The sequence below is a fragment of the Gemmatimonas aurantiaca genome, from assembly GCF_037190085.1.
GTDB classification, from domain to species: Bacteria; Gemmatimonadota; Gemmatimonadetes; order Gemmatimonadales; family Gemmatimonadaceae; genus Gemmatimonas; species Gemmatimonas aurantiaca_A.
Genome location: NZ_JBBCJO010000006.1, coordinates 26373 through 48038, shown reverse-complemented (window position 1 = coordinate 48038; position 21666 = coordinate 26373). Strand labels below are relative to the sequence as shown.

The 21666-nt window shown below is 65.4% G+C and carries 16 protein-coding genes; 13 read left to right on the top strand and 3 right to left on the bottom strand.

Features of this window, described 5'->3' with window-relative positions:
• The first annotated feature begins 275 nt into the window (after positions 1-275).
• A complete protein-coding gene (locus WG208_RS10450) occupies positions 276-3989 on the top strand; it encodes a carboxypeptidase-like regulatory domain-containing protein (protein ID WP_337171296.1) in 3714 nt (1237 codons plus the stop codon).
• A gap of 57 nt (positions 3990-4046) precedes the next feature.
• On the opposite strand, the gene WG208_RS10445 is transcribed toward WG208_RS10450, so the two are convergent.
• Positions 4047-5126: an alpha/beta fold hydrolase gene (locus tag WG208_RS10445; protein ID WP_337171295.1), complete on the bottom strand. Its 1080-nt coding sequence runs from the start codon at positions 5124-5126 to the stop codon at positions 4047-4049.
• An 83-nt stretch (positions 5127-5209) separates the two neighbouring features.
• Here WG208_RS10445 and WG208_RS10440 point away from each other — a divergent pair, with 83 nt between their 5' ends.
• From WG208_RS10440 to WG208_RS10425, 4 genes are all read left to right on the top strand, one after another.
• Entirely contained in the window at positions 5210-5656 is a 447-nt protein-coding gene (locus WG208_RS10440; RefSeq protein WP_337171294.1) for a DUF1569 domain-containing protein, read from the top strand.
• A gap of 10 nt (positions 5657-5666) precedes the next feature.
• Positions 5667-6191: a DinB family protein gene (locus WG208_RS10435; protein WP_337171293.1), complete on the top strand. Its 525-nt coding sequence runs from the start codon at positions 5667-5669 to the stop codon at positions 6189-6191.
• Between the two features lie 330 nt (positions 6192-6521).
• Positions 6522-9143 carry a lamin tail domain-containing protein gene (locus WG208_RS10430; protein WP_337171292.1) on the top strand — a complete coding sequence of 874 codons (2622 nt, stop codon included), beginning with the start codon at positions 6522-6524 and terminating at the stop codon, positions 9141-9143.
• A gap of 47 nt (positions 9144-9190) precedes the next feature.
• Positions 9191-9835: a PEP-CTERM sorting domain-containing protein gene (locus WG208_RS10425; RefSeq protein WP_337171291.1), complete on the top strand. Its 645-nt coding sequence runs from the start codon at positions 9191-9193 to the stop codon at positions 9833-9835.
• Between the two features lie 147 nt (positions 9836-9982).
• Here the strand turns inward: WG208_RS10425 and WG208_RS10420 are convergent, their stop codons facing one another.
• Positions 9983-11281, bottom strand: a complete 1299-nt coding sequence (locus WG208_RS10420; RefSeq protein WP_337171290.1) for a M20/M25/M40 family metallo-hydrolase — start codon at positions 11279-11281, stop codon at positions 9983-9985.
• A gap of 70 nt (positions 11282-11351) precedes the next feature.
• Between WG208_RS10420 and WG208_RS10415 the strand changes: the two genes are divergently transcribed.
• The gene (locus WG208_RS10415) at positions 11352-11534 is read left to right on the top strand and encodes a GxxExxY protein (RefSeq protein ID WP_337171289.1); all 183 of its coding nucleotides are present in this window, start codon (positions 11352-11354) and stop codon (positions 11532-11534) included.
• A gap of 177 nt (positions 11535-11711) precedes the next feature.
• Here the strand turns inward: WG208_RS10415 and WG208_RS10410 are convergent, their stop codons facing one another.
• Positions 11712-13235, bottom strand: a complete 1524-nt coding sequence (locus tag WG208_RS10410) for a fumarate hydratase (RefSeq protein ID WP_337171288.1) — start codon at positions 13233-13235, stop codon at positions 11712-11714.
• A gap of 105 nt (positions 13236-13340) precedes the next feature.
• Between WG208_RS10410 and WG208_RS10405 the strand changes: the two genes are divergently transcribed.
• The 7 genes from WG208_RS10405 to WG208_RS10375 all read left to right on the top strand — a co-directional run bounded on the left by WG208_RS10405 (position 13341) and on the right by WG208_RS10375 (position 21661).
• A complete protein-coding gene (locus WG208_RS10405; protein ID WP_337171287.1) occupies positions 13341-14498 on the top strand; it encodes a hypothetical protein in 1158 nt (385 codons plus the stop codon).
• Positions 14498-15751: a kynureninase gene (gene kynU / locus WG208_RS10400; protein WP_337171286.1), complete on the top strand. Its 1254-nt coding sequence runs from the start codon at positions 14498-14500 to the stop codon at positions 15749-15751. Before WG208_RS10405 ends, kynU begins: the two co-directional genes overlap by 1 nt.
• An 84-nt stretch (positions 15752-15835) precedes the next feature.
• Complete coding sequence (locus WG208_RS10395) at positions 15836-18241, top strand: bifunctional salicylyl-CoA 5-hydroxylase/oxidoreductase (RefSeq protein WP_337171285.1); 2406 nt, start codon at positions 15836-15838, stop codon at positions 18239-18241.
• A complete protein-coding gene (locus WG208_RS10390) occupies positions 18238-19041 on the top strand; it encodes an SDR family oxidoreductase (RefSeq protein ID WP_337171284.1) in 804 nt (267 codons plus the stop codon). The genes WG208_RS10395 and WG208_RS10390 overlap by 4 nt, the downstream gene beginning before the upstream one ends.
• A 38-nt stretch (positions 19042-19079) precedes the next feature.
• On the top strand, positions 19080-19619 hold the full coding sequence (locus tag WG208_RS10385; RefSeq protein WP_345786988.1) for a MarR family transcriptional regulator: 540 nt from the start codon (positions 19080-19082) through the stop codon (positions 19617-19619).
• Positions 19620-19651: 32 nt separating this feature from the next.
• Positions 19652-20464 (top strand): enoyl-CoA hydratase family protein, encoded by an 813-nt coding sequence (locus WG208_RS10380; protein WP_345786987.1) that lies wholly within the window; start codon positions 19652-19654, stop codon positions 20462-20464.
• A 3-nt stretch (positions 20465-20467) separates the two neighbouring features.
• Entirely contained in the window at positions 20468-21661 is a 1194-nt protein-coding gene (locus WG208_RS10375) for an acyl-CoA dehydrogenase family protein (RefSeq protein WP_337171281.1), read from the top strand.
• Positions 21662-21666 lie beyond the last annotated feature (5 nt).

Sequence of the window (21666 nt, the reverse complement as noted above, 5' to 3'; positions counted from 1 at the left end):
TGCCGAACGGATCATACAAGTGACAACAGTTCTTCCACGGCGGCGCGTCACGCGACATCTCCTCCCGGTTCGGGCGCCGCTGTCCCGCACGTATCCGAGTACGTACGCCTCTGAACCGACCGCTGAAGGCGAGGGGCCGGCGTCCTTACCTGCGGCATCCTGATGGCGGCCGATGGACCGGGGGCGTATCGTTTGCACTCGTCCCGCAACGGTTCCGGCTCACAGGCTGTCAGAGTGATGTCCGCGCCGTTTCGATCACTCGTGCTTTGCGTCCGATGTTCCATTCTCTCTGCCGATCGTCGGCATTGCTGCTTGGCCTGAGTCTGCTGTCGCTCGTGCCCCGTGTCGGGCTGGCTCAACCCGAGACGTTGCGTGGGCGGGTCATGTCCGACAGCGGACTGGTGATCGTGGGCGCCACGGTGTTCGCCACGCGCGGGCCGGACCGGCTGCTGCAGCAGGCCGTCACCAACGACAGTGGCCGCTACAGCATCACCTTCGCCGAAGGCACCGGCGACTATCTGGTGGCGGTCCAGGCCAGCGGCTTCAGGTCGGCGCGTCGACGCGTCACGCGCGTGGGCACGGAACGTGAGTACACGGTGGACTTCATCCTGTCTGGCAATGTGACCACACTCGAGGCGGTGAACGTGAACGCCGCCGTGCCGGCGCGGGTGTCCACGAATGTGAGTCCCATGAGCCAGGAAACGGGATCGAGCGAGGCCTGGCGGCAGGGGGTGACGGCGGGACTGCCGCCGAGCGCCGGTGGAGACATCAATACCACGGTCTCCACCATGCCCGGCATGATCATGGGACCCGGGGGACCATCCATGCTCGGCGCATCGGGTACCAGCAATCTCACCACGCTCAATGGCGCTGCCATGGGTGCCGGCAGTGTGCCGCGCGCCGCACGCGTCGAGACGCGCGTGACCGGCGCCACCTACGACGCCACGCGCGGAGGCTTCTCGGGCGCGAACATCGATCTGCGCCTGTCACCCGGCAGCCGGGACTATCAGAACCGCGCGCTCTTTTTCACGGGTGATCTGCGCGCGCTGCAATCCACCGACGCGGTCGGGCGCGCGCTGGGAGCAACCAATCAGAGCTGGCGGGCATCGGGTGGCATGGATGGTGAAGCCATCCGCGGTGTGCTCACATACAACGTGGCCGTGGACGTGTCGCGCAACGATCGCGATCTGTTCACGCTTGCCGATGCCTCGCCACTCGCCTACCAACGTTCGGGCGTGTCGATCGATTCCGTACGGCGGGCGCGGCAGGCGGCGTTGCAGCGTGGATTGCCGCTGGTCAGTGATGCTCCGGGCGCGGTGCGCCGCGATGGGTTGGGAGTGCTGGCCCGTTTCGATCTGACCACCGACACGAGCTGGACCCGTTCGTTCACCGTGTACGCCAACGACGCGCGTGCCGACAACGAAGGACTCGCGCCGCTGCTGGCGCCGAGTGCGGGCTCGGCGCGTCGTGATCAGTCGTATGGCGGCATTCTGGCGCTTGGCCATTGGTCGGGGCCGGCGTTCAGCACGTTCCAGCAGACGCGGCTCAACGTTGGGGTGGTGCGCAGCACCGGCACACCCTATCTCGACGCGCCGGCCGTGGACGTGCTCGTGCGGACGACCGGTGACGCCACGGCGAACGACGCCGGCATTGCCTCGCTGTCGCTGGGTGGACGCGGCACCGACGTGCTGGCATCGACGCGATGGACCGCCGAGGCGAACCACGAATTCGTGCGCAATATCCGTGGCCGCAGGCACACGGTGCGGGCCATCGTCTGGGGTCGCGTGGACGATCTCGTGCAGACCGGCGGTGGCAGCACGTTCGGACGCTACAGTTTCAATTCGCTCGACGATCTGCTGAGCAATCATGCGGTGTCGTACACCCGCACTCTCGTGAATCCCGATCGCACGGGCCGCGTCTGGAACAGTGCGGTGGCGGCCTCGCATGCCTGGGCACCGTCGCGGTTCTTTTCGCTGCAATACGGCCTGCGCGTGGAGGGCAATGGGGCACTCGACGCACCAGCGCGCAATACGGTGCTCGAGCAGACGTTGGACCTGCCCACCGGCGGTGTGGGTCCGCGGCTGCATGTGAGTCCGCGGGTGGGGTTCACGTATGCGTTCAACAAGGCGCGCAACAATGGCGGTGGCGCGTCGTTCAGTGAGACCGGCACCTGGTTCCGCTATCCCACCGGTGTGCTGCGCGGTGGCATAGGGGAGTTCCGCGATCTGTGGCGTCCGGACGTGCTGGCCGATGCGGCCGCGCGTACCGGCTTGCCCGGCAGTTCGCTGTCGTTGTCCTGTGTGGGTGCCGCCGTGCCCACACCCGTGTGGCCCACGTCATCGTCGGTATTGCCATCGCAATGTGCCGACGGCAGCGGCCCGTTGGCCGAGCGGGCGCCAGCGGTGACCGTGCTGGATCGCCACTTCGATGTGCCACGCAGCTGGCGGGCATCACTCGACTACAACACGCTGCGCTGGAAGATGATGTTCCGCGCCAGCGCACTCGCCTCGCTCGATCTCGATCAGCCGTCGCTGGTGGATCGCAATTTTGCCGGCGCGTCACGCTTCGTGCTCGGCGGCGAGAGCGATCGCGCCGTGTTCGTGTCCCCCTCGGCCATCGACGCCGGATCGGGCGCGCTGTCGGCGGTCGAGGCGCGACGCAGTGCGGCGTTCAGTCGGGTGGACGTGATGTCGAGCGATCTGCGAGGGCGCGGCGGGCAGGTCACGATGTCGGTGGGCATGGATCGCTTCGATCGTCGCTGGCGTACGTGGCCGTTCATGACGGCCACGTACACGTTGCAGCGGGTGGACCGTCAGCAGCGGGGCTTCGACGGCGCGGCGTACGGCGATCCGCGCGCGATCGAATGGGCGCCGGCGGCGTCCGATGCGCGTCACGTGTGGTTGTTGCAGTTCGGGAAGAGCACCCGGATGGGGGCGTTCACCCTCTTCTCGCGTCTGCAATCGGGCCTGCCGTTCACACCGCTGGTGCAGGGCGATGTGAACGGCGATGGACGGAGCGGCGATCGGGCCTATGTACCCGATCCGTCGCGCACGTCGGATGCGGCGTTGGCGGCATCGTTGCGCACGCTCCGGGAAACGGGCAGTCCGGTGGCGCGGGAGTGTCTCGATGCGACCATGGGACGCACGGCCACGCGCAATGCCTGCCGTGGCCCGTGGACGCGCACGCTGTCGGCGAACTGGACACCGCCGTTCAGCAATCGCCGGAACAGCTGGCTCAATCGTGTGGTGGTGAACGTATTCGCCAACAACATCCTGGCCGGCGTGGATCAGCTCGTGCATGGCGGTGGTGACATGCGTGGCTGGGGTGGTGTCACGACACCGGATCCGGTGCTGCTGGTGCCGCGCGGATTCGACGCCGGCGGACGCATGTTCCGATACGACGTCAATCCGCGTTTTGCGGAAACGCGTCCCTCGCGGCTGGCATTCCGTGATCCGTTCCGCATCACGCTGGATGTGAACCTGCGCCTGCACACCGACTACGATCTGCAGGCGCTGCGTCGCAACGTGGAGCCTGTCCGTGTGAACGGACAGTGGGTGCGCCGGAGCGAGGACTCGCTCATGACTCGTTATCTGCGCGAGACGTCGAGTATCCACCGCCTGATGGTGGCGGAGTCGGACTCGTTGCTGCTCACCCCGCCGCAACTGGCCCGCATGCGTGAGCTCGATTCGCTGTACAGCGACAGTGTGCGTGCGATCTACCGCCCTCTGGTGCAGTACCTGGCGGCACAACCGGAAGGGGTGGCCAGCAAGGCTGCGCTCGATTCCGTGAAGACCACACAAACGGCGTACTGGGAGCTGTTCTGGCGTCAGCCGGAGCTGGTGGCCGAGGTGTTCACGCCGCAGCAGGCCGACGTGTTCAGCATGCTCAAGGACATGCTGACCCGCACGCCTGCCGAGCGCAAGAACTCGCGGATGTACTTCGGCTCCAGTGTCACATTACGGCATACGGTGCCGCAGGTGAAGAAATGAGACGCGGTGGTACAGGGATCCGATGCGATACCGGATCCCCGTGCCCCGTCGATTATTTCACTTCGGGAAAATCACCGGCAGTACGACGTCGGTGGTGAAGACACACCGGTCGTTGTGCCCACATTCGGAGACGATGATCGCGTTGTGCTTCGCGCCGAGTGTTTCGTTCACGTACTTGAAGAACGCTTCACCACGCGCGCGACGGGTGGGGCCCTGCGCCATCGCGTTGGGCGAGGAGTCGAATCCACCGAGCGGCAGCACGTCCACCTGGCCCAGCAGGTAGGTGGCCGGACGCTTCACGAGCTGCTTCACCAACTGCGCCGTGTCCATACCCGCCGAATATCCCGCGAGATTTTCGAGACCAGCCGGCCACCGGTTGTAGTTGGGCGCCTTGCCGGCGTCGGCCGCACCGAAGGTGTAGTTGGTGTGCACCTTCTCTCCATCGCGTCCGAGCGCGGCCTTGTCGGCATCGACCGGATTGGCATCACCGGTGGGCAGCGGTCGCACGGCCGACGGCCAGGCATAACTGGACGGATTGGCCACCACATACGAGAGCTCCACGCCCGGCGTGTCGTGCACCTTGTTCACCATGCCGTATCGCGTGGCGAACTGGCCGCCTGCGGAATGGCCGGCGATCACGATCCGGGTGAGCTTGGGGAAGTTCTTCTTGTTGGACAGCTTGCGCACCAGTTCGTCGACAAAATCGAACGACGAGATGGTGGGATTGTTGGGCGACATGCCTCCCGCACGCCAGGAGTTGCCTCCTTCGGGCCACATGACCTCGTTGGCCGAGGGCTTGTCCTGACCGGCAATGAATCGCGGGGCGATGATGAGGGTGTTCTCTAGCGCGCCCGCCAGAAAACCGGCCGCATTGGCCGTTTCGAAGTAGTGATCGGCATTGCGTCCTGCGCCATGCACCATGATGAGCGCGCGGGTCAGGTTCGGATTGGCCGCGTCGAGGGAGTACGTGGCGTACACCATCGAGCGGGCCGGGCCCTTGCCGAAGGTGACCCATCGCTCGCAGGCGGTCACCGCCCTGGTGCAGGGACCGGCGGCGGCCGTCGTGGCGGAGATGGTGAGCGGGGTGGCGAGTGTGGCGAGCAGACTCGCGAGAGCAGCGGGGGAGGTGAAGCGCATGATCGGAAGTGTATTGGGGACCCGTCCGTAACGGCATACGCGGCTGGAGCTGACGATGTTGTCGACAGGGGATAGTTTCCAGTATGCCCACACTGGCCGATGCCGCAACGCGCGCCACGATGACGGCGCGCATCGGCACCCTGAATCCCGAGTCGCCCGCTCGCTGGGGGCGCATGACTGCGCCGCAGATGCTGGCCCACTGCGCCGATGCCATGCGAATGGCCTATGGTGATCTGCCCTGTGCGCCGAAGGATGTTCCCCTGGCGCGCCTGGGCATCAGCAAGTGGCTGGTGCTGAATGTGGTACCCTTTCCCAAGGGCGCGCCCACGGCACCGGAGCTGCTGGCGCGGACGCCGGAGCACTGGGACGCCGAACGCGACAGTCTGGTGGGACTTGTCGAACGGTTCGACCGGGAACGCACTCGCACGGCGTGGCCTGCGCATCCCCTCTTCGGAACACTCACCAGCGCACAATGGGGGCAGTTGACATGGAAACACCTCGATCATCACCTGCGACAGTTCGGCGCGTGAGGACCATCGCATGACTGCGCCGTCGGCGCTCGAGTGGTGGCAGCGCGGGCCGGTGGACGGTGTGCCGGCGTCACTGCAACCCGTGGCGCACATGCTGCTGCAAATGCGCGACGAAGTGTCTGCCGCGGTGCGGGACCTGCCTGTGGACGCCTGGAACGCCCGCCCGGCGGGTGTGGCCAGCATCGCGTTCCATGTGCGGCATATCCCCGGTGTACTCGATCGGCTGTTCACCTACGCACGTGGTGAGTCGCTGAACGAAGCCCAACGCGCCGCGCTGCAACGGGAGGGTGAGCCGGTGACGGATGAAGAGCGGGCGATCCTGCTGTCCGAGCTCAGTGCCCGCGTCGATACCAGTCTCGCCGCATTGCGCGCCATCGATGCCGCGACGTTGAACGATGTCCGGACGATCGGTCGGGCGCAGTTGCCCAGTACGGTTCTCGGCTGCCTGGTGCACGGTGCCGAACATGGCATGCGGCACCTCGGGCAGGTGATCGTGACGGCGCGCATCGTGACGGCGCGCATCGTGGCGGAGTGAGCGGAGTGAATCGAAGGAACGAGGCACGTCGTTCACCACACTTGAATCACTGCTGAGTGGCGGGTTCAGGGCAGGTGCGTTCAGGGGTGAACAATCGGGTTTCGCGTGGTCGGTACCAGGAGGCGGGACGCCTGGCCCACGACCCGGCGTGTCACCCCCAAACCCGTCCCCCCGCAACGTGCGACTCTTCGTCTTCGTGACCTGACCGAGACGCGCACGACCTCCAGTCGTGACGAAAATGGCGGTTGTTGAGAGGCACCGTTCGCTCGCCGGCAGCACGACTCACCGTGCCGGCCCCGATCGCCGCCCTCAACCGTCGCAGGTACCATTGTGACCCGTCGAACCTTCCGTGCCGCGTCCCTCACGCTTGGCATGCTGGCGTTGACCAGTTGTACGCAGGACATCGCCTCCACCGGGCCGCTCGCCCGCCGCAACGCGGCCGAGCGTGTCGACCTCGCCGCCGCACTCACCGTCGCCGAGGCCATCCGCATCAACGAGGTGAATTCCAACACCGACTGGGTGGAGCTCGTGAACATCGGCAACGAGCCGATCGACATCTCCGGTTATCGTCTGAAGGACGACAACGACTCGCGGACCTTTGCGTTTCCCAGCGGCACCGTCGTGCCGGCCAACGGCTATCTCGTCGTCGAAGAGGCGCAGTTCGGCTTCGGACTCGGCGCGAACGACAAGGTGCGCTTCATCGCGCCCGACAATGTGACGATCATCGACAGTTTCGCCTGGACGTCGCATGCGGGCACGACCTATGCGCGCTGCCCGGATGGGACCGGGACGTTCGGCGTATCGAGCACCATCACCAAGGGTGCTGCGAACGACTGCGCGGCTCCGATCCGGATCAACGAGATCGAATCGGATGGTGGCACACCCGGTGACTGGGTGGAGTTGTACAACCCCACTGCCAGCCCCGCGAACGTTGGTGGATACGTCGTGAAGGACGACGACGATACTCACGCGTACATCATTCCCGCCGGCACCATCATCCCGGCGCAGGGATTCCTGGTGATCGACGGATCCAGCCTGGGCTTCGGGCTTGGCGCGCCCGACGCGGTGCGCCTGTTCCGTGCCAATGGCACGACACTCGTCGACAGCTTTGCCTGGACGACGCACGCCAGCACGACGTACGGTCGTTGCCCCGATGGCAGCGGTGCGTTGGTCACCACGGCCGTTTCGACGAAGGGCACCACAAACATCTGCACGGCCGCAACGGCGTCGGTGGTGATCAACGAGGTCGAATCGAATGGTGACCCGGTCGGAGACTGGGTGGAGTTGTACAACACCGGTACGGTCTCAGTCGATCTGTCCGGCTATGTGTTCCGCGACAACCAGAACGGTGCCGATCACACCTATGTGATCCCGAGCGGTACGACGATCGCTCCGGGCGGATTTCTCGTGTTGCTGGAGTCGCAGTTCGGTTTTGGGCTCGGCAACGCCGACTCCGCGCGTCTTTTCGCACCGGGAGGTTCGACGCTCGTGGCCTCGTATTCGTGGGGGGCGCACGCCGCCACCACCTACGCCCGTTGCCCGGATGGGACCGGCGAATTCCGCACGAGCACGACCTCCACACGGGGCGCGGCGAACGACTGTTCGGTGGCCGTGCGTATCAACGAAGTCGAATCCAACAACGGCACACCCGGTGACTGGGTCGAACTGTACAATGCCGGCAACAGCGCGGTCGATCTGTCCGGGTACGTGTTCCGGGACAACAACGACGCCAATCAGTATGTGATTCCGAGCGGCACCACGATCGCGGCCAACGGCTATCTCGTGCTCGAGGAATCGCAGTTCATCTTCGGCCTGGGAGGCAGTGATGCCGCCCGTCTCTTCGCGCCAGGCGGCACCGCTCTGGTGGACAGCTACGTGTGGACGACACATGCGAGCACCACGTATGGGCGTTGTCCCAATGGCAGTGGAGCCTTCGCCACGACGACGACGCCCACGAAGGGTGCAGCCAATGCCTGCCCGGGCGACATCGTCTACTCGGCGTGGCCGGGCGATCAGACGATCACGACCGCGAGTCCCACGGGCGTGTTGTTCGGAGGCAACATGAGCGGGCTGTTCTATCAGCCGCTGCCCGGTTTCTCCACGGGCGTGATCTGGGCGGTGCGCAACGGTCCCGGCGCCCTCTTCCGTCTCACCCAGGTCGGCGGTGTGTGGACACCGAAGGCGTCCCGCACATGGGCCAATGGCAAACTGCTCCGCTATCCCGCCGGCACGGGGGATGTCGACGCCGAGGGCGTGACGGCGGTGGGCAACAGCATCTACGTCTCGGCGGAACGCAACAACGCGAACAGCAGCGTAAGCCGCAACAGCATTCTGCTGTTCGACGTGTCGGTCGAGAGCGGATCGGTGCTCACGGCGGTCCGTGAATGGAACATCACGGCCGACATTCCGGCCAACGGTGCGAACCTCGGACTCGAAGGCATCACCCGCGTGCCCGATGCATTCCTGGTGGCCCGTGGTTTCCGCGACGAGAGCAAGGGGCGCGCGTACAATCCGGCCGACTATCCGAACAATGGTGGCGGCGTGTTCTTCGTCGGCGTGGAAGGCACGGGTCAGATCCATGCCTACGCGCTCGACCATGTGAACGGCGGGTTCACGCGCCTGGCATCGTTCACGAGCGGATTCCCGACGGTCATGGACCTCACGTTCGACAACGAACTCGGTCAGTTCTGGGCCGTGTGCGACGACACCTGCCAGGGGCGGACGACGGTGTTGCGTATCGATACGCAGGCCGGATCCGCGACGCAGGGACGTTTCATCGTCGCGCAGCGTTTCGAGCGTCCGACGGGCATGCCCAACCTCAACAACGAAGGCTTCACGTTCGCGCCGCTGGCCGAGTGTGTCGGTGGCAAGCGTCCCGTCTTCTGGACGGATGACGGCGAAACGGCCGGCTATTCACTGCGCACCGGCTTCCTCACCTGCACGCCGTTCTGATCACGCGGCGCGATCTGCAACGACTCCATTCTCCGGATATGCCAACCATGCGTTTCTCCAGACTCACCACGCTGTTCGTCGCCGCCATGCTCTTCGTGGCGCCGACCGTGGCGCAGGCACAGTTCACCGTGTTCACGAACTTCGCGGATTTCCTCGCGGCCACGTCGAACGCGGGCACCGACAGCTTCGACGATATTTCCGTGGACGCGCCGGCCTCACCCCTCGCGCGTCAGGCGGGAAGTCACAGCTACACGGTCGCGACCAATACGCTCGGCTTCTACAACGTCGGCAACGGAGCGGATCGTTGGCTGTCGAGCGACGAGTCTTTTGCCACGATCACCTTTTCCGGTTTCGATGCGCTGGTGCGCGGCATTGGTGGCTTCTTCTTCGGTACGACGGCCGCCGGTGACATCAACCAGCAACTCGGTCTGACGGTGACGGCCACCAGTGCATCGGGTATCGTGTCCGAAACATTCATCGGAGCACCGGGGTCGTTCCTGGGCTTCGTGTCGACCGACGCGATTCTCTCGCTGACGGTGAAGACGGAGATTGCCACCGTCGACATGTGGCCGACTGCGAACGACTTCGTGGTGGCGAATGCGGCCACGACGGTGCCGGAGCCGTCGACGTTCGTGCTCCTGGCCATCGGCATTGCCGGCGTGCTGGTGGTGATGAAGCGCCGCGCGGCGTAAAGCGATACTGCGGTTGCGGGTTGTGAGGGCGTGGGTTTGGGGGTGAACAACCGGGTTTCGGGTAACGGGTCGCGCGTCACGGCACCCGTCACGCACGACCCGGCTGTTCATCTCCAAACCCACGTCCCCACAACCCGCAACGGTCGTTTACGGAACCACCGTTCCCGGCGTCACCACCTTCACGCCGTCCGCGAACGTCGCGGTGAGCAGATAGAGCAGCTTGGTGGACGGCAGCGCGGTGGGCCACAGCGAGTATTCAGTGAGCTGATGACCATTGGCGCCACGTGATCCGCCGATGGCGATGCTGGGGATCTTGCGCACGACACCCGGGTTCGCATCGGTGGCGCCGGTGGGCACCGCTTCGCGCGCTCCGGGCATGCCGGCACTGATGCCGAGGAACCGATTGATGTCGACGGCCGTCTGCACGAGCGGATGGGCGCGGGCACCGGCCAGCTGCTTCTCCGTGCCGCCGGCCTGGTTCTTCTGATCCACTTCCACGCGCAAGGTGACCTTCTGCTTGTCGGCCACTTCCTGCGTGACACGCGTGATCAGGCGATCGAGCGAGTCGAGCAGCACGGGGTCGGGGCTGCGGAGGTCGACGGTGAAGTACAGTTCCTGCGGAATGGAGTTGAAGATTTCTCCCCCATGGATCTGACCGATGTTCATCACCGCACCATCGGGCAACGCCGGGAACTGGAGCTGATAGAGCCGGTCGACCGCTTCGGCGACGGCACGCACGGGTGTGGGGCGTCCACGTGATGCGAGCGTATGTCCGCCGGGCGCGACGAAGACGTACTTCGTCCAGTAGATGCCCAGTGCGCCGTAGGCCACGCTGCCGTAGGCCCCGTCGGGTGCGATGAGCAGATCGGGACGCGGATTGTGTTCCAGCCAGTACGCGGCGCCCTTGAGACCGACTTCTTCCTGCACCGTGCCGATGAAGATGATGTCGCCCTTGTGGGTGAACTTCGTGGCATTCATGGCGCGGATGGTGGCCAGCATATTCGCCACCGAGGCGGTGTTGTCGCCGACCCCGGGGGCGAAGAGGGTGTCGCCGCTGCGTCGGACTTTCCTGGGGACGCTGTTTTCGAACACCACGTCCATGTGCGACATGATGGCGATCGTCGGACCGCCGCCGGTGCCTTTCCGCACGCCGATCACGTTGCCGATGGAGTCGACGGTGGTCTTGAGGCCGGCCTTCTCGAACTCGGCCTTCACGTAGGCGCCGCGGAGCTTCTCCTGGCCGGACTTGGACGGCATTTCGGTGAGCTTGATCCACTCATCGACGTGCTGCGGGAAGTTCTTCTCGAGCATCGCCATGGCGGCCTTCACATCGGCCCGTTCGGCGAGTTTGGCATCCCAACTGCTGGGATACTGAGGCTGCTGCTGAGCAGCCAGGGGAGCGGCGAGCAGCAGGCCCGCCAGGAGGGCACCGGAGCGCTTGTGCATGAGGATGAGCCAGGGGTGGGAAGTGGTTCTGCGGCTCAATTTAGCGGGTGGGGCGGATGACGGGTGATCCTTGGTCCCGGGCGTGCTCAAGGCCTGCAAGCAACTGGTTTCCGCACACGAAGCGCAGGTGCTGAACTATCTGCGGGCATCGGGAATCGAAGTCGGTCTGCTCTTCAACTTCGGTCCGCAGCCGGAGATGCGGCGGATGATCTGGATGCGGGATCGGCGGGCATTGTCTTCGTCGGACAGATGAAAACAGATAAAAGCTTTGCCGCGGATTACGCGGATGGAGCGGAAACAACACGGATGAAAAACGGGTTTCAATCGCTGTTCAATCCGTGTTGTTTCCGCTCCATCCGCGCAATCCGCGGCAAAAAGAAAGCGGCACGAAGCCAAAGCCCCGTGCCGCCCTTCCGATCCCACCGTTTTTTCAGGACAGCACCGGCAGTCCCTTCTTGATCCTGTCCTGCCATTCGGCCGGTCCGGTCTCGTGCACGTTGTCGCCTCCGGCATCGACGGCCACGGTCACCGGCATGTCTTCCACGTCGAATTCGTAGATCGCTTCCATGCCCAGATCCGCGAACGCCACCACTCGCGAGGAGCGGATGGCTTTCGACACCAGATAGGCCGCACCACCCACCGCCATCAGATAGGCCGCCCTGTGCTTCCGGATGGCTTCGAGACCCGCCGCCCCACGCTCGGCCTTGCCGATCATCGCGATCAGCCCGGTCTTCGCGAGCATCATCTCGGTGAACTTGTCCATGCGGGTCGCCGTGGTCGGGCCAGCCGGGCCCACTGCCTCGTCCCGTACCGGATCGACCGGGCCGACATAGTAGATCACGCGGTTCGTGAAATCGACACCCGCCGGCAGCCCCTCCCCGCTCGCATACAGATCCGCGATGCGCTTGTGTGCCGCGTCGCGGCCGGTGAGCATCTTACCGTTGAGCAGCAGGCGATCGCCCGCTTTCCACGAACGCACCACTTCCGGTGTGAGCGTGTCGAGATCCACCCGCTTGGCGTTCTGGTCGGGACGCCACGTGACGTCCGGCCAGTCGGACAGCTTCGGCACGGGCAGTTCCGCCACACCACTGCCGTCGAGGACAAAATGCGCGTGACGGGTGGCGGCGCAGTTGGGGATCATCGCGATCGGCTTCGAGGCCGCGTGCGTGGGATAGTCCCAGATCTTCACATCGAGCACGGTGGAAAGACCACCCAGCCCCTGCGCCCCGATGCCGAGCGCGTTGATCCTGTCGCACAGCTCGATGCGCAGTTCCTCGATCTTGTTCTGCGGACCACGCGCCTTGAGCTGCGCCATGTCGATGTGCTCCATCAGCGATTCCTTCGCCATGAGCATGGCCTTCTCGGCGGAGCCGCCGATGCCGATGCCGAGCATACCGGGCGGGCACCACCCCGCGCCCATGAGCGGGACCGTCTTGAGCACCCAGTCCACGATGCTGTCGGACGGGTTGAGCATCGCGAACTTCGACTTGTTCTCCGACCCGCCGCCCTTCGCGCCCAGTTTCACGTCGACCGTATCGCCGGGCACGAGTTCGACGTGCACGACGGCCGGTGTGTTGTCACGCGTGTTCTTGCGTGAGAAGGCCGGATCCGCGACGATGGACGCGCGGAGGATGTTGTCGGGAAGCATGTAGGCGCGCCGCACGCCTTCGTCGACCATTTCCTGGATCGACATCGTCGCGTCCCAGCGCACGTTCATGCCGATCTTGAGGAAGACCACCACACTGCCGGTATCCTGGCAGATGGGGCGATGTCCTTCGGCACACATACGCGAGTTCGTGAGGATCTGCGCAATGGCATCGCGGGCCGCCGGTGACTGCTCCTTCTCGTAGGCTTCCGCCAGCGCATGGATGTAGTCCAGCGGGTGGTAGTACGAGATGTGCTGCAGGGCGTCTGCGATGGACTGGATGAAGTCGGCTTGGGTGATCGTGGTCATACGGGAAAGATAGCCGGCACCAGGCAGCCCGTCCCGGCCCGGGAGGCCAAAAAACGAAAAGATACCGAATGACATCCAGGCCCAAAGCATCCTACAATGTTTCGGATGACGCTTTGGACGACCCTCGATCGATATCAGGTGGACCCGGTGACGGGGTTCGTCCCGCCGGTCCCGCTTCCCCGCCGACTGCCAGCCACGTACGCCGCATGGGACGCGCTGGTGCCCGACTTGTCCGCACTCATCCGCTCCCGCCGCCTGCGGGATGCGCTGCGCGACCTGCCGGAGCTCGATATCCAGGGCCTGGTTTCGGACGGCGATCGTGAGCGTGCCCTGCTGTTGCTGACCCATTTCGCGAATGCCTGGGTCTGGGGCGGCGATCAGGCCGATCTGCGGCTGCCGCGGAGCATCGCGGTGCCGCTCTGTGCCCTGGCCGCGAAAATGGGGCGCCCGCCGATTGCGCACTACGCCACCACCACGCTGCACAACTGGCAACTGGTGGACCCGAGCCAGCCGCTGTCCGTGGACAATGCCCGCACGGTGATCCAGTTCCTGGGCGGTGTGGACGAGGACTGGTTCTTCATCGCGTCGATGGGCGTCGAACTCTCCGGTGCGCCGCTCATTCCCGTGATGGTCGACGCGGTGCAGGCATCGCGTGATGGTGACGACGAGCGACTGACCCAGAGGCTCACGACATTTCGTGATGGCATGGGTGATGTGCACCGGGCCATGGAGCACGTACGCACCTGGTGTCATCCCGCGACTTACTATCTGCGTGCACGGCCCTTTGTGGCCGGGTGGCCAAAGCCCGGCGTGATCTACGAAGGGGTATCGGAAGAGCCGCAGCGCCATATCGGCGGCAGTGCGGGGCAGAGTTCGCTGTTCCAGCTCTTCGATGTGGTGCTTGGTGTGCAGCATGCCGACCATCCTGCGGGGGCGTATCTGCGGGCCGTGCGCGAATACATGCCGCGTCCGCATCGCGCGCTGGTCGAGGACATGGAGCGGGAAACGCAGGTGCGTGCGCGCGCGCTGGACGGGTCCGGCCCGTTGCGTGACGCCTACAATGGTGCGGTGGCGGAAATTGCCGCGTTTCGTGAAGCGCACATGAAGCTGGCGCACGACTATGTCGTGATGCCCTCCGGTGCGGGACGTGACGCGGTGGGCACCGGTGGGACATCGCTCGACAGCTTCCTCCGTGCGGCCCATCGTGCCACCAGCGATGCGCAGGCCATGGCCACGCCTGAACGTCTTCCGGATGCCTCGTGATGGAACCGCAGTCGCCCGTCCACTCCGCCGAGCAGATCGCCGCGCTCGACGCCGCCGATCCGCTGGCGTCATTCCGCGAACGGTTCGTGCTTCCCCACGGCGTGACGTATCTGGACGGCAACTCGCTGGGGGCTCTGCCACGTGGGACGGCCGAGCGCGTGCGGGAGGTGCTCGAGTCCGAATGGGGCACTGGCCTCATCCGCAGCTGGAACGATGCCGACTGGATCAATGCCCCACAGCGTGTCGGGGCGAAGATCGCACGTCTGATCGACGCCGGACCTCATGAAGTGGTCGTGGCCGATTCGACCTCGGTGAATCTGCACAAGCTGATCGTGGCCGCCCTGTCGGCGCGCCCGGATCGACACACCGTCGTGTCGGAGCCGGGCAATTTTCCGACGGATCTCTACATGGTGGAGACCGCACTGGCGACGCTGGGTGGTGGACGCCGTCTCGTGCTCTCGCCGCGGGACGAGATCGTGAACCGGATCACCGACGACACGGCGCTCGTGCTGCTGACGCATGTGCACTACAAGACCGCCGATGTGCACGACATGGCTGCGGTGACGGCGGCGGCGCATGCCAAAGGCGCGCTCGTACTGTGGGACCTCAGCCACTCAGCGGGCGCCGTACCCGTGGCGTTGGGTGCCTGTCGTGCCGATCTCGCCGTGGGATGTGGTTACAAGTTTCTCAATGGTGGACCCGGAGCGCCGGCTTTTTTGTATGTGGCCGAACGGCATCACGACACCCTCGTGTCTCCGCTTGGCGGATGGATGGGGCATGCCCGTCCGTTTGCGTTCGAGGATCACTACCAACCGTCGCCGGGCATCACCCGCTTTCTGTGTGGCACTCCTCCCATCGTGGCCGTGGCCGCGCTCGAATGTGGTGTGGATCTGCACCTCGAGGCGGACATGCAGGCGGTGGCGGACAAGTCCCGCGCGCTGGCCGATCTGTTCATCCATCTCGTGCAGCGCCGATGCGCCGACCATGGCGTCACGCTGGTTGGCCCCGCGCCCGGTGCGCCCCGGGGCAGCCATGTGTCGTTCCGTCACCCCGAGGGGTACGCGATCATGCAGGCGCTGATTGACAGAGGGGTCATCGGGGACTTTCGTGCTCCTGACATCATGCGGTTCGGGCTCACTCCGCTGTATCTCCGTTATGCCGATGTTGCGCATGCGGTCGATGTGCTCGAAGAGGTCCTGCGAACGGACGCCTGGCGTGCACCGGTCTATCAGACCCGGCATGCCGTCACGTGATGTGAGGTGAGGGCGGCCGGAGCCCGTCCGGATAATTGTCGATTGTTCCTTGAGGTTTGAAGTAAACGGCGGTAATGTGGCGACATGCGTATCGTGTGCATTGGTGGAGGGCCTGCCGGGCTCTATTTCGCGCTGCTGATGAAGCGTCTCGATCCGCGCCATCAGATCACGGTGGTGGAGCGGAACCGGCCGTACGACACCTTCGGCTGGGGGGTCGTTTTCTCCGACGCCACCATGGACACCATGCGGCGCTGGGATCGGGAGACCGCCGACGCCATCGAACAGTCGTTCAGTCACTGGGACGACATCGAGCTGCGTTTCAAGGGGCGTCGCATCCGTTCGGGCGGCCACGGCTTCGTCGGCATCGGGCGCAAGCGTCTGCTCAACATCCTGCAGGCGCGATGTGAGGCGCTCGGTGTCGAACTGCGTTTCGAGCAGGAAGTGGATTCGGATCTCGATTTTCCCGACGCCGATCTGATCATCGCATCGGACGGCATCAACTCGAGGATCCGCACCGCATACGCGGACCGCTTCCGTCCCGATATCGTGGTGCGTCCCAATCGTTTCATCTGGCTGGGCACCCCGCGGCGGTTCGAGGCGTTCACGTTCGACTTCCAGCGCACCGAACACGGCTGGTTCCAGGCGCACATCTACCAGTTCGACGAGCACACCTCCACATGCATCGTGGAGTGTCCGGAGGCGACATGGCTGGCCCACGGTCTCGACGACGCGAGCCAGGATGAGTCGGTGGCGTTCTGCGAGCAGCTGTTCGCGGAGACGCTCGATGGGGCGCCGTTGCTCACCAATTCCCGTCATCTCCGTGGCTCGGCGTGGCTCAACTTCCAGCGTGTCGTCTGCGAGCAGTGGTGGCTTCGCAATCGCCATGGCAGCCATGTGGTGCTGATGGGTGATGCCGTGCATACGGCGCACTTTGCCATCGGTTCGGGAACCAAGCTGGCGCTCGAGGACGCCGTGGAACTCGTCCGGCAGTTCCAGCGCATCGGTGACGATCCGGCCCACCTGCCGGATGTGCTTTCGGCGTTCCAGGAGCTGCGCCGCATCGAGACGCTGCGCATCCAGAACGCGGCCTGGAACGCGATGGAGTGGTTCGAGGTGTGCGGGACACGCTACTGCGATCAGCTCGAGCCCGAGCAGTTCATGTACTCGCTGCTCACCCGCAGTCAGCGCATCAGCCACGAGAATCTGCGTCTGCGCGATCGTGCCTGGCTGGAGGGATACGAGCGGTGGTTCGCCGACCGTGCTGCCGCGGCGGCTTCGCCCGGGCCGGAGGCCACGTCTTCCCAGGTCGTTCCGCATCAGGCCATTCCGCCGATGTTCACACCTTATACGGTCCGCTCGGTCACACTCAAGAACCGGGTGATCGTTTCACCCATGGCGCAGTATTCGGCCGTGGAGGGTGTACCCGGTGCCTATCATCTGGTGCACCTCGGCGCGCGCGCATTGGGCGGAGCGGCGATGGTGATGGCGGAGATGACCTGTCCGAGTCCCGATGCGCGCATCACGCCGGGATGTCCGGGTCTCTGGAACGACGAGCAGGAGGATGCCTGGCGTCGCATCGTCGAATGGGTGCACGGGCACTCCGATGCGAAGATCGCACTGCAACTCGGGCACAGCGGTGCGAAGGGCTCCACCCGGCGTGCCTGGGATGGCATCGACCTGCCGTTGCCGGACGATGGCCCGGAAGCCAACTGGGCGCTGGTCAGCGCTTCGCCGCAGCAGTATCTGCCCGGAACGAGCCATCTGGCGCGTGAAATCACCCGCGCGGAGATGACCCGGGTGCGGGAGGAATTCGTACAGGCCACACGGCGAGCGGCGGCAGCGGGATTCGATTGGCTCGAACTGCATTGTGCTCACGGATATCTGCTGTCGAGTTTCATCTCGCCGCTCACGAATCAGCGCACCGACGAGTATGGCGGTTCGCTGGACCATCGGATGCGCTATCCCCTCGAGGTCTTCACCGCGGTCCGTGCCGCGTGGCCGTCTCATCTTCCGATGTCGGTGCGCATTTCCGCGCACGACTGGGTGGCGGGTGGCATCACACCGGTCGATGCCACGGCGATTGCGCGGATGTTCAGGGATGCAGGCGCCGATCTCATCGACTGTTCGTCCGGTCAGGTGAGCAAACAGGAACGTCCGATCTACGGACGCATGTTCCAGACCCCGTTTGCCGATCGCATTCGCCAGGAGGTCGGCATCGACACGATTGCCGTGGGTGGCATCAGCGAAGCCGATCACGTGAACTCCATCATTGCCGCCGGACGTGCCGATCTGTGTGCGGTGGCACGGCCTCATCTCGCGAATCCGGCGTGGACGTTGACCGAGGCCGCACGCATCGGTTACACGGCCATTACCTGGCCGCGTCCGTATGAACGGGGCAAGCCGCAGCTGGAGGCCAGCTTCGCACGCGCGGCGGCCGCCGCGGCTGCACCGGCGGCCGATGGGCTTGATGCTGCGCGGAGCAGGCCATGACGGTGCGCGACACACTCCCCGACGTGTTCCCGGACACACGACCCGGCACGTTGCACGACCGGCATGCGCTGGTCACCGGCGCGGGGCGCGGGATCGGTGCGGCCATTGCCCGCCGGCTCGTGTCGGCGGGGGCGCGCGTCACATTGCTGGGACGCACGCGCGCGGCGCTGGACGCGACGGCGGCAACGCTGGAAGACCGCGTGCAGGGCATCGTCGTCTGCGACGTGACCGATGCCGCCTCCGTTTCGGCTGCCGTGGCGGCGATGCCGCCGGTGGACATCCTGATCAACAACGCCGGGGCCGCGGCGAGCGCGTCACTGGGGCGCACCACCGACGAACTGTGGGCCCGCATGTTGGCGGTCAATCTCACCGGGCCGTTTCATTGCGCGCGGGCCGTATTGCCCGCCATGCTGGAATCCGGTTGGGGACGCATCGTCACCGTGGCCAGCACGGCAGCGTTGCGCGGCTACCCCTATGTCTCCGCCTATGCCGCGGCCAAGCACGGTGTGCTGGGATTCACACGATCGCTCGCGCTGGAAGTGGCGACACGTGGTGTCACGGTGAACGCGGTATGTCCCGGATTCACCGACACCGACTTGCTGCAGGAGAGCGTGGCCAATATCATGGCGCGCACCGGTCGCAGCGAAACCGACGCGCGTGCCGCGCTGGCCGCACTCAACCCGCAAGGACGATTCATCGCGCCCGAGGATGTGGCGGAAGCCGTGTGCTGGCTGTGTGCACCGGCCGCCGACGCCGTCACGGGCATTGCTCTTCCCATCAGTGGTGGCGAGGTAATGTGATCATGAGTGACAGGACACGCGGGGCCCGGCGGCGGTTCATGCACGTGCATGTGGTGGACGACGCCGAGATCGGTCAGGAGGCACGCGCCACGGCGGAGGATCATTCGGCGGTCCGGCTGTGGCTGCGCATTCTGTCCTGCAGCATGCAGATCGAACAGCACATCCGCGGGCGTTTGCGCGATCGGTTCGGAACCACGCTTCCGCGTTTCGACTATCTGGCGCAACTCGACCGGCATCCGCGGGGACTGCGTCTTAATACGTTGTCGCGCTATCTCATGGTCACCGGCGGCAATGTCACGGCCCTCACCACACAGCTCATCGACGATGGATGGGTGGAGCGCCTGCCCGATCCCACGGATGGCCGGTCGAGCATCGTGCGACTGACCGCGGTGGGTCGTCGGCGGTTTCTGCGCATGGCCGTGGAGCACGAACGGTGGCTCGTGGAACTGCTCGACGGATTCGACGCGCCACACCGGGACGCGCTCTATGAGCAGCTCGGACGCTTGCGCGTGCATGTGGCGGAGCAGCGGGCGGAATCGCGTACGGTACCCTCTTCGCGCAAGGAGCGCGCGTCATGACTTCATCACGGGCCGGCCTCGATGCCGGCACCATGCGCTCGATGACGGATTTCAGTGCCGCGCATTTCGGGTGGGCGCAGGACGGTCGGGTTGCCACCATCACGCTCAACCGACCGGAGCGCAAGAATCCACTCACGTTCGAGAGTTATGCTGAGTTGCGCGACTGTTTCCGTGCCCTGCGGTATGCCACCGACGTGCGGGCGATCGTGCTCACCGGCGCCGGTGGAAATTTCTGTTCGGGCGGTGACGTACACGAGATCATCGGTCCCCTGATCGAACTCCCGTCGCCGGATCTGCTCCGCTTCACCCGTCTCACCGGCGACCTCGTGCTGGCCATGCGTGCCTGCCCGCAGCCCATCGTTGCCGCCGTGGACGGAGTGTGTGCCGGTGCCGGTGCGATTCTGGCCATGGCGTCCGATCTGCGATGCGGCACGGCCCGCAGCAAGGTGGCGTTCCTGTTCAATCGTGTGGGGTTGGCCGGCTGCGACATGGGCGCCTGCGCCATGCTGCCGCGCATCATCGGGCAGGGGCGCGCCAGTGAGCTGCTCTACACCGGACGGGTGTTGGGCGGTGAAGAGGGCGAGCGTTGGGGATTTTTCAATCGTCTGCTCGAGTCGGACATGCTGCTCGACGAAGCACAGCGCATGGCGCGCACGCTCGCCGAGGGGCCTGCCTTCGCCAACGGTATGACCAAGACGATGCTGCATCAGGAGTGGACCATGGGCATCGAACAGGCCATCGAGGCCGAAGCACAGGCGCAGGCGTTGTGCATGCTCACGGAAGATTTCAGGACTGCCTACGAGGCGTTTGCGGCGCGGCAGACGCCGGTGTTTCAGGGACGCTGACTCATGGCCGACCTGCATTACCTCTCCTGGCCGTTTTTCGAGCCGCGTCACACGACCTTCGCCGGCGCGCTCGAACGATGGGTGGCCACCTCCCCCGTGCTCGTGGCGGAGACACATGCCGATGATCAGGCCGGTGTGGACATCGCCTGCCGCCGCCGCGTGCGCGCGCTGGGTGAGGCTGGCTGGCTGACGCATGTCGTGGGAGGGACCGCGTGGGGCGGCGCCGCCGATGTGATCGATACCCGCGCCATCTGCCTCGCGCGCGAGACACTCGCCCGCCGGGATGGGTTGGCCGACTTTGCCTTCGCCATGCAGGGACTGGGGTCGGGGGCGATCACGCTGGATGGCACCGATGCGCAGAAGGCGCGCTATCTGCCACGGGTCGCCTGTGGTGAGGCGATCGCGGCGTTTGCGTTGTCGGAGCCGGAGTCGGGATCGGATGCCGCGGCGTTGCAGTGTGCGGCCCGTCGGCACGGCGATCACTACGTGCTCGACGGCGAGAAGACGTGGATCTCCAATGGCGGGATCGCCGATTTTTACGTGGTGTTCGCGCGCACGGGCGATGCGCCGGGCGCGCGCGGGATATCGGCGTTCATCGTGGATGCGGACACCCCGGGGCTCGAGATCGCCGAGCGCATCGATGTGATCGCACCGCATCCGCTGGCCCGGTTACGGTTCACGGCCTGTCGGGTGCCGGCGGCACAACGCATCGGCGCGAGCGGAGAAGGGTTCAAACTCGCCATGCGGACGCTCGATGTGTTTCGCACGTCGGTGGCTGCCGCGGCGCTGGGGTTTGCGCGCCGTGCACTCGACGAGGCGCTGATCCGGGTGACCACCCGCCGGATGTTCGGTGGCGTGCTGGCCGATCTGCAGCTGACGCAGGCCAGTCTCGCCCAGATGGCCATCACCATCGACAGTGCCGCGCTCCTCACCTATCGGGCTGCCTGGCAGCGCGATCAGGGGCACGCGGTGACACGCGAAGCGGCCATGGCCAAGTATGTGGCCACCGAAGGGGCGCAGCAGGTGATCGATGCCGCGCTGCAGCTCTGGGGTGGCCTGGGCGTGGTGCACGATGTCCCGGTGGAACGTCTCTACCGGGAGATCCGCGCGCTGCGCATCTACGAAGGAGCCAGTGAAGTGCAGCAACTGATCATCGCGCGGGATCTGCTGCGTGACGTCCGTCTCTCGACTCCCTGAGCCCC

What these genes read in the sequence shown, in the direction of transcription:
- WG208_RS10395 (WP_337171285.1), top strand. Translation starts at nt 15,836, where the DNA reads ATGCGTATCGTGTGCATTGGTGGAGGGCCTGCCGGGCTCTATTTCGCG.
- WG208_RS10385 (WP_345786988.1), top strand. Translation starts at nt 19,080, where the DNA reads ATGCACGTGCATGTGGTGGACGACGCCGAGATCGGTCAGGAGGCACGC.
- WG208_RS10440 (WP_337171294.1), top strand. Translation starts at nt 5,210, where the DNA reads ATGCCCACACTGGCCGATGCCGCAACGCGCGCCACGATGACGGCGCGC.
- WG208_RS10450 (WP_337171296.1), top strand. Translation starts at nt 276, where the DNA reads ATGTTCCATTCTCTCTGCCGATCGTCGGCATTGCTGCTTGGCCTGAGT.
- WG208_RS10410 (WP_337171288.1), bottom strand. Translation starts at nt 13,235, where the DNA reads ATGACCACGATCACCCAAGCCGACTTCATCCAGTCCATCGCAGACGCC.
- WG208_RS10435 (WP_337171293.1), top strand. Translation starts at nt 5,667, where the DNA reads ATGACTGCGCCGTCGGCGCTCGAGTGGTGGCAGCGCGGGCCGGTGGAC.
- WG208_RS10380 (WP_345786987.1), top strand. Translation starts at nt 19,652, where the DNA reads ATGCGCTCGATGACGGATTTCAGTGCCGCGCATTTCGGGTGGGCGCAG.
- WG208_RS10425 (WP_337171291.1), top strand. Translation starts at nt 9,191, where the DNA reads ATGCGTTTCTCCAGACTCACCACGCTGTTCGTCGCCGCCATGCTCTTC.
- WG208_RS10375 (WP_337171281.1), top strand. Translation starts at nt 20,468, where the DNA reads ATGGCCGACCTGCATTACCTCTCCTGGCCGTTTTTCGAGCCGCGTCAC.
- WG208_RS10405 (WP_337171287.1), top strand. Translation starts at nt 13,341, where the DNA reads ATGACGCTTTGGACGACCCTCGATCGATATCAGGTGGACCCGGTGACG.
- WG208_RS10420 (WP_337171290.1), bottom strand. Translation starts at nt 11,281, where the DNA reads ATGCACAAGCGCTCCGGTGCCCTCCTGGCGGGCCTGCTGCTCGCCGCT.
- WG208_RS10445 (WP_337171295.1), bottom strand. Translation starts at nt 5,126, where the DNA reads ATGCGCTTCACCTCCCCCGCTGCTCTCGCGAGTCTGCTCGCCACACTC.
- kynU (WP_337171286.1), top strand. Translation starts at nt 14,498, where the DNA reads ATGGAACCGCAGTCGCCCGTCCACTCCGCCGAGCAGATCGCCGCGCTC.
- WG208_RS10390 (WP_337171284.1), top strand. Translation starts at nt 18,238, where the DNA reads ATGACGGTGCGCGACACACTCCCCGACGTGTTCCCGGACACACGACCC.